General features: G+C 59.9%; 11 protein-coding genes. 3 read left to right on the forward strand and 8 right to left on the reverse strand.

Annotated features, from left to right (window positions below; genetic code table 11):
- The 3 genes from E1N52_RS42070 to E1N52_RS42080 form a co-directional block, all read right to left on the reverse strand.
- On the reverse strand, positions 1 to 209 hold a 209-nt coding region (locus E1N52_RS42070; protein WP_133189477.1), incomplete at its 3' end, for a transposase.
- Between the two features lie 85 nt (positions 210 to 294).
- Positions 295 to 792 carry a carboxymuconolactone decarboxylase family protein gene (locus E1N52_RS42075; RefSeq protein WP_205965766.1) on the reverse strand — a complete coding sequence of 166 codons (498 nt, stop codon included), beginning with the start codon at positions 790 to 792 and terminating at the stop codon, positions 295 to 297.
- A 309-nt stretch (positions 793 to 1101) separates the two neighbouring features.
- Positions 1102 to 1959 carry an enoyl-CoA hydratase/isomerase family protein gene (locus E1N52_RS42080; protein ID WP_133190917.1) on the reverse strand — a complete coding sequence of 286 codons (858 nt, stop codon included), beginning with the start codon at positions 1957 to 1959 and terminating at the stop codon, positions 1102 to 1104.
- A 717-nt stretch (positions 1960 to 2676) separates the two neighbouring features.
- Between E1N52_RS42080 and E1N52_RS42085 the strand changes: the two genes are divergently transcribed.
- Entirely contained in the window at positions 2677 to 3450 is a 774-nt protein-coding gene (locus E1N52_RS42085; RefSeq protein WP_133190919.1) for a hypothetical protein, read from the forward strand.
- Positions 3451 to 3646: 196 nt separating this feature from the next.
- The gene (locus E1N52_RS42090; protein WP_133190921.1) at positions 3647 to 4282 is read left to right on the forward strand and encodes a glutathione S-transferase family protein; all 636 of its coding nucleotides are present in this window, start codon (positions 3647 to 3649) and stop codon (positions 4280 to 4282) included.
- Between the two features lie 254 nt (positions 4283 to 4536).
- Here E1N52_RS42090 and E1N52_RS42095 read toward each other — a convergent pair whose 3' ends face one another.
- The 5 genes from E1N52_RS42095 to E1N52_RS42120 all read right to left on the reverse strand — a co-directional run bounded on the left by E1N52_RS42095 (position 4537) and on the right by E1N52_RS42120 (position 11216).
- Positions 4537 to 5598: an ABC transporter substrate-binding protein gene (locus E1N52_RS42095; RefSeq protein WP_133190923.1), complete on the reverse strand. Its 1062-nt coding sequence runs from the start codon at positions 5596 to 5598 to the stop codon at positions 4537 to 4539.
- Positions 5595 to 6368: an ABC transporter permease gene (locus tag E1N52_RS42100; RefSeq protein WP_205965767.1), complete on the reverse strand. Its 774-nt coding sequence runs from the start codon at positions 6366 to 6368 to the stop codon at positions 5595 to 5597. Before E1N52_RS42100 ends, E1N52_RS42095 begins: the two co-directional genes overlap by 4 nt.
- A gap of 20 nt (positions 6369 to 6388) precedes the next feature.
- A complete protein-coding gene (locus tag E1N52_RS42105) occupies positions 6389 to 7159 on the reverse strand; it encodes an ABC transporter ATP-binding protein (protein WP_133190927.1) in 771 nt (256 codons plus the stop codon).
- Positions 7160 to 7750: 591 nt separating this feature from the next.
- Positions 7751 to 10009 carry a catalase/peroxidase HPI gene (katG, locus tag E1N52_RS42115; protein WP_133190931.1) on the reverse strand — a complete coding sequence of 753 codons (2259 nt, stop codon included), beginning with the start codon at positions 10007 to 10009 and terminating at the stop codon, positions 7751 to 7753.
- Positions 10010 to 10472: 463 nt separating this feature from the next.
- A complete protein-coding gene (locus tag E1N52_RS42120; RefSeq protein ID WP_133190933.1) occupies positions 10473 to 11216 on the reverse strand; it encodes a cytochrome b in 744 nt (247 codons plus the stop codon).
- 419 nt (positions 11217 to 11635) lie between these two features.
- Here E1N52_RS42120 and E1N52_RS42135 point away from each other — a divergent pair.
- The coding region (locus tag E1N52_RS42135; RefSeq protein WP_246089378.1) for a helix-turn-helix domain-containing protein at positions 11636 to 11796 on the forward strand (161 nt) is incomplete at its 3' end.

An 11796-nucleotide genomic window follows, 5' to 3' on the forward strand; every position in this document is an offset into this window, starting at 1 on the left:
TCTACCGGTGGCTCGCTCGACACCGGGCCGGCCGCACCGAACACGTCGGCCGCGCGCTCCTGCAACTGCCGCTTCCATTCCGTGATCTGGTTCGGATGCACATCGAACTGCTGCGCCAGTTCGGCGAGCGTGCGCTCGCCCTTGACTGCCGCCAGGGCCACTTTCGCTTTGAACGCCGCTGAGTGCGTGCGTCGGGTTCGTTTCGTCATTTTCTCGGTTCCTTTGCCTGCATTATCGCTGGCTCAGGCCCCGGTCGTTCCACTTATCCCGCTGTCCGATTTTGCGCGGCCACCTCTAAACCATGTTGTACGCAGCGACGGTGGCGACTGCCTCCACCGTCTTCGACTCGCCCAGACGCGCCTTTAGGTCCTCGATGACGTGGGTGTCGACCGTCACCTCACGGGTAGACTGGTCGGTGAGTTTAATCAGGGCCAACTCGGTTGCGCTGAACAACATGCCGTCAACCACGAGCGCCTTGACCGCCTCGCTTTTCTCATGAGTACCGCCTGCCGCCAGATAGGCCGGGTAGTGCACGCCCCATTCGAATTCGGCACCATTGAGAACCGCCACCCGAAGCATGATCAGTTCGCGATACTCCAGTTCGAGAGCGAATTCGGCCCGAACCCTGCGAAGGAGCTCATTCCAGCCCGTTGCGAGTGGGACGCTCTTCAAGAGCACCCGATCAATACCGATAAGTTCACCGTTTGGCCGACGCGCGCGCATGGCGGCAACCAACTCGTCGGGGACTGAGTCCCCGTCCTGCCATGGCATAACACGGACATTGCTGCTCATAGACATCTCCTGCGAAGAATACGCACTAGCCTGCTAAACCCCGGCTACATCGAAAACGTTGTGGCCTCGCGCGGTCAGTCTCGTAACGAAGCCAGATACGCGCGCCCGCTCCAGGTAGACGGGAACATCAGGGCGCATGAAGCGGGGATTGTTGGCTATGCAGTCGCTCGCCACAACTGCTTTAATCTTTTCAGGAGGTAAAGAAAATCTTTCGGGAGGGCAGTCGTCTTCGTTGATCGTGTTTGTGCATTTGAGCTCTGGGCGCGTATGCTTCTGCTCGCGTGGTTGGCATGAATTACGCGCAGAGGCTCAACCCTTCGGCGCGCCTTTGAGCGGCCGCTCTGTGTCATCGTCGCCCGCCTGCCCAAGCGTAGGCAGATATCGGCCGAAGTTCATTTCGAAGTCGCTCGGCACGCCGTAGGCCAGGTTCCGGAGCTTGGCGCGACGGGCCTGGCCACTTGGCGAGGCCAGCGCCGGGAAGAAAAGGTCGATGCTCGACTGGAGTTCGGCAGCCGTTGGCATTCCGAATCGATTGATTTGAGCTTTCGCCGCGCCGAGCGTTTCACGGTCGAATGAGGCCAGACGTCGGACAAGCGTTTCGACAAAGGAGTCGAGGTCCGCATCGTCCAGCGTGCGATTTACCCAGCCATAGCGTTCGGCGATGTCGGCGTCGAAATCGTCGGCGCTGAGGGCAATCTCAAGCGCCCGCGAGCGGCCGACCACGCGCGGAAGCCATTCCAGCGCTCCACCGGCCGGTACCAGGCCGACGCCAACTTCCGGATTGCCGAATATCGCATATTGTCGGCTGGCGAAGCGCATGTCGCAGGCCAGCACGAACTCGTTCCCGATGCCGCGCGTGCGGCCGCGAATCTTGGCGATGCTCACGACCGGCGCTGACGAAAGACGCAGCACGCAGTCGCGCCAAAGGCCCAACACCTCCGGCCGTTCGGCTGCCTTGGCTACGTCGAGATGGGCAACGAAAAAATCGGGATTCGCCGACTGAAACAGTATGACTTTCACCGTCGGGTCCGCCTCAAGGTCGGTCATTAGCATGCCAAACTCGTCGATCGTTGCAGGCACAAACATGTTGATCGGCGGGTTGCTGAAGGTGACCGTCCACCGGCCCGGATTGGTTCGGTCGATGTCGAGTTGCGAAGATTCGGGCATGGTGCTTCTCCTGAGCCGATGGATAGACCATCGCTGCGTTCAAGCGGCCTCCGGTCGAGCCAGCGTCCACGTCAGGGACTCCGCTGCGCAGACGAGCCGGTCGAAGCATCAGAGGCGAGATCACAAAGGCGAGTCCCTGCCTGCTCGTTTGCCAAGGACTCGGCGTTCATATCGTAGGTCGGCCTAATTACGAAATCCTCTCATCGTGAAGCCAACGTCGGATTTGGACAGGACCTCGGCCGTGAACCTCGGAAGGCGTCGGTAAAGGGCCTCGTACTATCCGATTACAGCGCCCGAAAGATGAAACGTTTCCTATCGCAACACGCCCTCGAAGCATCGGATGCGCGTAAATGAATCATTCAATTAAATCGCTGTGGCCCGCGTGAATGACTGAATCGGGGCATCACGTCTGTCTCCTTCAGGGTCGGTCAGCCTCCACCGGACGACACGCACACTAGCCCTTGATATGGCGGAGCAAACCATATCGGACCTAAGTCCGATAGAACGAGCACGTCCAGCCCACTAACTTATAAGTGGCGTCGTCGTTTCAATCGAAATCAATCCCGAATGGCCACTGGGGAGGTCGTTATGAAACGTCATCCTCTCGTAACTGCACGCGCCGTTTCCCGTGCAACGCGACACTGCTATCCCGTGTGGGCGGCATCCGTTGAGCCTTGCGGCGAGCTCGCACGGCAGGCGTTGGCCACGCGACGCGCCATGGTGGCCCTGGCTTCCTCGATACTGCTTGGCGGCTGTGGGGGCGGCAATAACAATGCAAGTACAACATCCGCACAACCTGTGTCGGTGCCGTTGCAGGCCGCTATCGCCAATGAGGTCGATAACGGCGACACGGCAAGCTTCTCCGTCTCTGGCACGATAGACAACATTGCAGTCACCGGATCGGGGACGCTGGCAGACTCCGCTCCTGTTCTCGCGACGTTTGATGGCACTACTGTCCTTGAAACCAAAGAGACCATCACCGACACCGTAGTGGAGAACGGTACGCCGATTACGGTTACAGAGACAAAAGAGGTCTTCACCAACCCCAATACGGCGGCTGAAGTCGGTCAGATCAATGATGATGGGTCAGTCGATGTGATCACCCAGGTCGATCCCATTCCGGCCTCTGCGCCAGTGGGAAGTTCGGGGGTGCTTGGCACCGGCACCGAGTTCTCAGATATGACACAACAGACGGTGGTCGGGACTGTCGAGGATACCTACGTTGTCGAATCCAACCCCGGCAACTCGGGAGGGTCCGGCAGTGGGACTTCCGGGGGAACGGGCTCTGGAGCCTCCGGGAGCACTGGTTCCACGAACTGTGATGTGGTCGATCTCGTAGATAAGGTCACGGGCAAAAACAATGGTCAGGTCAGGAAGTCCGAAAAAAAGATCTGTGTCGACGACAAGGGAAACTCCAGGTTCGAGTCGGGGGATGAGCAGGAGCACAACGACGGACGCAACAATGACGATTTCAACGAAAACGCACAATAGGCTTCCGTGCTTACAGTCAGTGCCCCGCGTTGAGTAGCCGTTACTGCAGCAGCAGCGGTCACACGTAGGCTCAACTCAAGGGGCTGTCGTGGGGGACTTCGATGACATCGTTACCCGATGAATTTAAGCGCAATATCTGGAGTGTTGAGCGCGGGCCACATCAGTCATAGTTGGGCTTCCGCACTCAGGAGTCGACATGCTGCGCTTATACGATTATCTGCCCTCCCAGAACGCCTGGAAGATCCGGGTTCTGCTTCGCCTTCTCGGCATTCCCTACGAGACCCAAGAAGTCCCCATTTTCGACGGAGCCGGGCAGACCGACGCCTTCCTCAAGCTCAACCCCTCAGGCGCCGTGCCGGCGCTCGAACTGGAAGACGGCCGCGCTCTGTCCGAATCGAGCGCGATCCTTCAGTTTCTGGCTGATGGAACCGCCTTCCTGCCTTCTGACCGCTTCGGGCGCGCCAAGGTTGCTCAATGGCTCAGCTTCGAGCAGTACTACATCGAACCGGTCATCGGCTCCTTGCGTTTCTGGACATTGACGGGGCGGTTAAAGCGTAATGCAGCGATGGTCCCAGACAAACAGGAGACCGCCACGAAGGCGCTGCGAGCCCTCGATCGATCCCTGACGGATGCAACCTTCCTGGTCGGAGATTGCCTGTCCATTGCCGACATATCGATCTACGCATACACCCACCTCGCAGGCGATGTCGGTATCGACCTGCCAGCCTACCGTGCACTCGCTGCCTGGCTGTCGCGCGTCGCTGCCGAGATTGGTCCCAACAATCCCGTGCATCCCTACACCATCGATCCGCACGCCATCGTGCGTGACTAGAGGGCGCACAAAGTGACACCCGCGGCTGTGTTTGCCTTGCAAATTCGGATCTGGGCGGAGCCTTGCGTCGCTTGGGCCAGCTCGGCGGGTTGCATGAGCGACTCCGCAATGCTCACGAGCCGCCCAGCATGCCCCTTGCGGCCGCAGCATCCCGCAAGAATGCGGCGGCCTGTTTTCAGGCGATTGCGCCCAACAGGTTTCGGCAACGGGCGGTGGCAAAATCGCCCTGCGGCCGCCGGTGCGCACACCATGTCTCACTTGTTCTTGTAGGCTTTCGCCATGGCAATGATATTGTCCTGACTGAAGTTGTTGATCTCGTCGATCAGGTCGTTCGTGATGAGTTCGTTTGCCGGGACTTTTACCTGGGTCACGCCCCACCTCTGCATGAAGTCCGAATACGCCGAGAAGCTTTTCTCGGAACTCTCTCCCCACCTGGACACACCGGATTTTTCGAGCTTCAAGTTCGCCATGCGTGCTTGAAGTGTCCGCATCCCTTCTCGAAGCGCCGTCGCCTCGTCAACGCCAGTCGGCCTGGTCTCCGGGTAGACCTCCCACAGAATGCGTATCGCCGCCTCCGGGTTGGCCAGGGTGAAGACGGTACCCTTGGCGTAACCGCGAGCGAGTGCTATCGCCTGGCTGTGGCTGGTTCGCAAGGTCTCTTCGAGAGCCAGGAAGCCGTTTGACGGAAAGTGCTCGACCTCGCCGCTTGAGAGAAGTCGGAGCTTGACTCCTGCATTCTCAACCAGCGCATATTGAGTGTCGAACTGGCTCAGCGCGTCGATCTGGCCTGAGCGAAGCAGCGCTGCCGTTTGCGCCCCTTCGCCCGCCACGACGATGCTGATGTCGCGATCGGGATCAAGCCCCGCGCTGGCTGCGAGAGCCCGTGCGAGAAGCGCTCCAGTCGAACTCATCGCCACGACGCCGATGGTCTTCTGCTTCAAGTCCGCGAGTTTATTGATGGTGCTACTCTGAGGCACCGCGATTCCGAAAATGTTTCCCTGGTAGGCGGTGTAGAAAATCCTCGCCTTCACCCCTTGCGAACGGATAATCGCGAGCGGTTCGACAGGAGAAAGTGCGTAGGGAATGATTTTCGTCACCACAAGCTTCACGCAGTCCGTACCCGCCGCCGGCACCAGCTCAACCTTGATGCCATCCCGCGGGTACCAGCCCATCTTCATGGCAACGGCGAACGGGGCCGCGGCAGTGGTGATAGTGCGTGCGCACCAGCCGACTCGCACGGTGGTCTGTGCTGTAGCATCTAATCCGGCAGCGCCAGATAAATATGCGATTGCTACAAACAGGTAGAAGCGTTTCATCGGATTTCTCCCCCGTCCGGCACTTCCGGCCCCCCGCCCTGCGACCTGTCCCAGAAAAGCAGCCGCCTCCGGATGATGACGATGGTGGTGTGGAGAAGCAGCCCCAGCAGGGAAAGAACAAAAAGAACCGAGAACTGACCCGCGGCGTCCATCGTGAACGTCATGCTCATCAGTAGCACGCCGAGCCCTTTCTGTGCACCGACAAACTCCGCCACAATTGCGCCAATAAGCGACAGCATCATGGCAATCTCGAAGCCCGCAAAAATGTAGGGCATTGCTCCCGGCATGCGCAGCATCCAGAAGATCTGCATCTCCGAGGCGTCAAGCGAGCGCAAAAGTGCGACGCGGTCTTCGTCCGCAGACCGAAGGCCGGCGATCGTGTTGACCATGAGTGGAAAGAAGGCTGTCAGGGCAGCCTGGGCGACCTTCGATTCGAGTCCGAGGCCAAGCCAGATAATGATGAGTGGGGCCAACGCCACCTTTGGCATCGCCTGAAACATGAGGATGAAGGGATAAAGAAAATACTCACAACGCCGGCTCAAGGCGATGAGCGTGCCGAGAACGAGCGCCACGATGGAACCGGCAGTGAAGCCGAGCAGCGTCTCGACGAGAGTGATCCAGAGGTGGCGAATGTAGAGCATCGATGCAACGCCGTGATACAGGGCGACGACGATTTTCGACGGCGCCGGCACGATATAGGCAGAGACTTCGAAGAGGCGAACGGCGCCTTCCCACGTCGCGAGCACGAGGAGGACGAGAAGCAGGCGCAACAGTGACCTCGGCGGCCGACTCATACTGAGAGGTCGCCCACGGTTTTGAAATGATCCCGAATTCGTTTCACATGCCGGCCAAAGTCAGGCGTTGTCATGACATCGAGATTGCGTGGCCTCGCGAGGTCGATGACGACGTCGTCGACGATATGTCCGGGGCGCGGCGTCATCACCAGCACGCGGTCTGCGAGAAAGACCGCCTCCGGGATAGAGTGCGTGATGAAGAGTACGGTCTCCTTCCGCTCGAGCCATATGTGCTGCAACTGCATGTTCATCTGCTCCCGGGTCATCGCATCGAGCGCACCAAATGGCTCATCCATGAACAGGATGGTGGGATCATGAACAAGCGCTCGCACGATGGCCACGCGCTGCTGCATGCCGCCGGACAACTCCCGTGGATAGCGCTTCTCAAAGCCGTGGAGACCCACGAGGGAAAGCAGATTCATCGCGCGCGCCATAAGCTTGTCGCGGCCAAGTCGCTGCACATCGACGGGAAGCAGGACGTTATCTAGCACCGTTCGCCATGGAAACAGCACAGGTGACTGGAAGACGACGCCAATGTCCCGGCGCGGTCCGGCGATCGCAATGCCGCTCAGTCGCGCCTCGCCCTGCGAGGCCGGGATTAGCCCGATCAGAATCTTTAGGAGTGTGGACTTCCCGCAGCCCGACGGTCCCACGATCGCAACGAATTGTTCCTTTTCGATCGCGAAGTGGATGTCCTGTAACGCAGTCACCGAGGCGCCGCTCGTCCCGTAGATCTTCCGAAGACCGTTCACCGCGATGAGTTCCATGACGGCACAAGATGCGATCAGGCGACGCTATGACACGTCGCCAGTTAGGCGTAGACCAGCTTAACCAATTCTAGGCAATAAAAGCTGTGCCGGTGGCTGCCGGTCTGCTCGATCACGCCGTTGCTCGGACATCGGATCGTTGGATATCATCTACGTAGCAGTTATTGGCATGAACACTGACGATTCTCGCCACGGAACCCGTATGTCCCCCCATGTTCAGGTCTGGCGGCCAGGCATGTGACGGAGTGAGGTTGGTCGCCAGCGCGACGCCCAGCAACGCCATGGCGATTGCAAGCGCAACCTCGTGTTTCAGTTTGCACGTGCAAGCCCCGATTCAGAAATCCTCCTACCATTGCACGGGATGCCCCACGGCTACCGATCTGCGACCGTCGGCAGATGGCTTCGCTGTGGGCGGACTCGACCTGGCATGCGGGCGCGATCGCCGGATTGGGCTTTGGCGTAGGTGTCCGTTATCAAAGCCTGGTTGCGGGCGCTGCAGACAACCCGATCGCTGTGCCGAGCGATACCCGTTAAGCCAATGCACATTTGCTGCATCCCGGCATAAAACGTCCAGCCGGGATGCAGCCTCAATCACGCAAGATCGAAGCGATCGAGATTCATCACCTTGACCCACGCAGCGACGAAGTCGTGCAGAAACTTCTCCTGTGCGTCGTCACTCGCATACACTTCGCTCAGTGCACGCAATACGGAGTGCGAACCAAAGATGAGATCCACGCGGGTTCCCTTCCATTTCGGCTTGCCGGTCTTGCGGTCGCTGCCCTGAAACACGTCGTTGGCTTCGGAAAGCGGCTGCCACTGCGTGTTCATGTCGAGCAGGTTGCGGAAGAAGTCATTCGTTAGCGTGCCCGGACGATCGGTGAACACACCGTGAGCTTCCTTGCCCGCCTGGCAACCCAGCACGCGCAAGCCGCCAATCAACACCGTCATTTCCGGCGCGGTGAGCGTGAGCAACTGCGCCTTGTCGATCAGCAACGCTTCGGCCGGCGCGGGGAACTTGCGCTGGAGGTAGTTGCGGAAGCCATCGGCGAGCGGTTCGAGCACCGCCACCGACACCACGTCGGTTTGCTCCTGCAACGCGTCCATGCGGCCCGGTGCGAACGGCACACTCACTTCGTGGCCGCCCTTGCGCGCCGCCTGCTCGATGCCCACGCCACCCGCCAGCACGATGAGGTCGGCCAGCGAGATCTTCTTGCCGCCCGCCGCCGCGCCGTTGAACTCGGCCTGAATGCCCTCCAGCACCTTCAGCACTTTGCCGAGCTGATCGGGCTGATTGACCGCCCAGTCCTTCTGCGGCGCAAAGCGAATGCGCGCGCCGTTGGCGCCGCCGCGCTTGTCCGACCCGCGGAACGTGGATGCCGACGCCCATGCCGTCGTAACCAGCTCCGCAACAGAGAGCCCTGAATCCGCGATCTTCTGCTTGAGCGCGGCGACGTCCTGCTCGCTCACGAGCGGGTGATTGACGGCCGGAATCGGGTCCTGCCAGATCAGCTCTTCCTTCGGCACTTCCGGCCCGAGGTAGCGTGCGCGCGGGCCCATGTCGCGATGCGTCAGCTTGAACCAGGCGCGAGCGAAGGCGTCTGCGAACGCGTCGGGATGCGCCATGAAGTGGCGCGAAATCTTTTCATAGACCGGATCCAGACGCAGCGACAGGTCCGTGGTCAGCATGGTCGGGCGAATCTTCTTCGAAGGGTCATGCGCATGCGGAATGGTTTCGCCACCATCTTTCGCGACCCACTGGTTCGCGCCCGCCGGACTCTTCGTGAGTTCCCATTCGTGGCCGAACAGGTTCTGAAAGAAGCCCATGCCCCATTGCGTAGGTGTGCTGGTCCAGGTCACTTCCAGCCCGCTCGTGATCGTGTCCCCACCCACTCCGCTATGGAAGCTGCTTTTCCATCCAAGGCCCATGTTTTCAAGACCAGCGGCTTCGGGCTCGGGGCCCACGTTGTCGGCAGGGCCGGCGCCGTGTGTCTTGCCGAAGGTGTGTCCGCCCGCAATCAACGCGACGGTTTCCTCGTCGTTCATCGCCATGCGCCCGAAGGTGTCGCGAATATCGTGCGCCGCCGCAACCGGATCGGGATTGCCGTCCGGTCCTTCGGGATTCACGTAGATCAGGCCCATCTGCACCGCGCCAAGCGGATTCTCGAGTTTGCGCCCGCTGTCCGTGCGGCTGTGTTCACTGCCGTGCAGTTCTTCGTCGGCGACGATCACCCCTTCGTCTTCATTACCGGCGGCGGCCTTGCCATAGCGCACGTCGCCGCCCAGCCAGGTTTTCTCGTTGCCCCAGTACACGTCCTGGTCCGGCTCCCAGGTGTCCTCGCGGCCACCCGCGAAACCGAAGGTCTTGAAGCCCATGCTTTCGAGCGCGACGTTGCCGGCGAGAATCAGCAGGTCGGCCCAGGAAATATTCTGACCGTACTTCTGCTTGACCGGCCAGAGCAGGCGCCGCGCCTTGTCGAGGCTCACGTTGTCGGGCCAGCTGTTGAGCGGGGCGAAACGCTGCTGGCCACGCCCGCCGCCGCCGCGGCCGTCGCCGATGCGATAGGTGCCGGCGCTATGCCATGCCATGCGGATAAAAAGTGGACCGTAGTGGCCAAAGTCGGCGGGCCACCATTCCTGCGAGTCGGTCATGAGTGCCGCGAGATCCTTCTTGACTGCGGCGAGATCGAGGCGCTTGAAAGCCTCGGCGTAGCTGAACTCCCTATCGAGCGGATTGGACCTGCTGGAGTGCTGGTTTAGCAGATCGACACGCAACTGTTTTGGCCACCAGTCACGGTTTGTCGTTCCGCCCCCGGCGGCATGATTGAACGGACACTTCGCTTCATTCGACATGGACACCTCCTGAAGAGGACACAGCGAACGGACGTTATGCGCGCAAGTTTGCAAAGATCATCATCGTTGAAGGTGCCGGGCGCGCAAACCGGCGAGCACACTGTCGACGGTTGACTTGTATTGGTGATGACAATGACCCAGCCGGTAGGTGGTCACGTCGCACGCGTCTTCTCGAGTGGCCTGGCTACTCGAGCACCACTACTGCACACTCAATATATTGCAGACCGTCAACGCGTTGAATGTGATTCTGGCAATGTCACTGATAGGCCGACGCTATGTCGCCTGAGCCATCCAGGCCTGCATTGGGCGGCAGCCCGCCGGCAGATCTGAGCGCATCGAATGTTTCGGACTGCGCCGCTATTCGCGGAGACCGCACGCTGGATCAATCGTGCTCCCGCTTCTCGCGAGCAGACTCGACTGCACGGCGCCAGCACTTATCGTCGCCGGAAACGAAGGGCAGTATTTAAAGCATCCTTCGCAGCACGTCGTTACGCGAGATCAGCTGGTGCTTGATGACCGCCGCCACGTGCAACATGACCAGTCCAACCAGCAATGCGCAACTTGCGCGATGCACCGCGAACAATTCGTCGGTTAGCGGACCTTTCTGGAACGGAGTGTGAATTTCAACCAGACCGAACAACGCATAGCCATTCGGAACCATCAAGAAACCACTCGCAAGCACAGCAAAAATCGTGACGTAAATCACGACGTGTACGACGCGTGCCAGCAAATGCTGTTCGACCGACACATTGGGCAGCGCAGGTGGCGCAATCCGGACCAGCTTCCAACCCACCCGAAGCGGAAAAAGCACGATCAGCACCGTTCCTATCGACATGTTCAGCTGCGACAGGAAATTGTGCACGGGTCCATTGGCGATCCGTGTGAGCGAGTAGCCCGCTACGCTGGCGTAAATAATCCAGACAGCAAATGTCCAGTGGAAAAATCGCGCAACGCCATCGTAGCGGCCCCGCTCGGTCCCGGCCTCCCGTTGTGAGAAGCCACGCAAGCCAGATTCGCCATCTTGCGCGATCACGGTTAGCGGCTCAGCTGCATGCGTGCTGGATCGCGTTGCCGCTCGTGACATCCGGTTCATAACCTCTTCCAGTCCGAAGTCATAAGGCTGTATCGGGACGCCGCCATGCGTTCCGCCCTTTGCTGATTCAATGCCGGCGGCGGGCGTGGTTGTTCTGGTTCGCCCGCCGTTCATCAGCGGCGCATCGTACCGACCTGATCAGACTACGTCAACAACAATGCAAATGAAAACGATTTGCATTTCCATATACTTTCACAGGATTTTCATGAGCCTTTCGAACCGAAGCGCTTCGCAGCACGTCGAGCAGGCCCGGGCGGAAATACCGCACCGGCGGCTCGCGCCATCAAGGTCGGAACACCGATGTTTCGAGCGCTGCGAGTTGCGCCAATTCATCGACAGCCACTTTGACTTTCGGCTGAAGGTGTCGCGTCTTTTGCCAGATCGCGTGGATCGGTGTCCCCGATGGGCGGGCAAATTCCCCCACCTGTGGGCACCTCAAAATCCCCCACCTAGAGACACGCGGAGCATGATGCTGGCGCGGTCTGGCAGGACGTTACCTTGCACCCCTCGAATGAAGAAGAGGGGTTGTTGGAGTGAATGTCTTGAAGCCGCATCTGCAAACAACCATCGCCACGCTCGTCGCAGCGGGCAAACGTCAGCGGGAGATCGCCCGGATTACGGGCGTTGACCGGAAGACGATCCGTAAGTACCAGGAGCAATTCGCGGCGGCGCAGGCAAATTCCCCCACGGTGCC

This window comes from Paraburkholderia guartelaensis, from assembly GCF_004353905.1.
Lineage (GTDB): Bacteria > Pseudomonadota > Gammaproteobacteria > Burkholderiales > Burkholderiaceae > Paraburkholderia > Paraburkholderia guartelaensis.

Excerpts from the sequence above, each read along its gene's own strand:
- E1N52_RS42075 (WP_205965766.1), bottom strand. The coding sequence starts at position 792 with ATGAGCAGCAATGTCCGTGTTATGCCATGGCAGGACGGGGACTCAGTC.
- E1N52_RS42080 (WP_133190917.1), bottom strand. The coding sequence starts at position 1,959 with ATGCCCGAATCTTCGCAACTCGACATCGACCGAACCAATCCGGGCCGG.
- E1N52_RS42085 (WP_133190919.1), top strand. The coding sequence starts at position 2,677 with ATGGTGGCCCTGGCTTCCTCGATACTGCTTGGCGGCTGTGGGGGCGGC.
- E1N52_RS42090 (WP_133190921.1), top strand. The coding sequence starts at position 3,647 with ATGCTGCGCTTATACGATTATCTGCCCTCCCAGAACGCCTGGAAGATC.
- E1N52_RS42095 (WP_133190923.1), bottom strand. The coding sequence starts at position 5,598 with ATGAAACGCTTCTACCTGTTTGTAGCAATCGCATATTTATCTGGCGCT.
- E1N52_RS42105 (WP_133190927.1), bottom strand. The coding sequence starts at position 7,159 with ATGGAACTCATCGCGGTGAACGGTCTTCGGAAGATCTACGGGACGAGC.
- katG (WP_133190931.1), bottom strand. The coding sequence starts at position 10,009 with ATGTCGAATGAAGCGAAGTGTCCGTTCAATCATGCCGCCGGGGGCGGA.
- E1N52_RS42120 (WP_133190933.1), bottom strand. The coding sequence starts at position 11,216 with ATGAACGGCGGGCGAACCAGAACAACCACGCCCGCCGCCGGCATTGAA.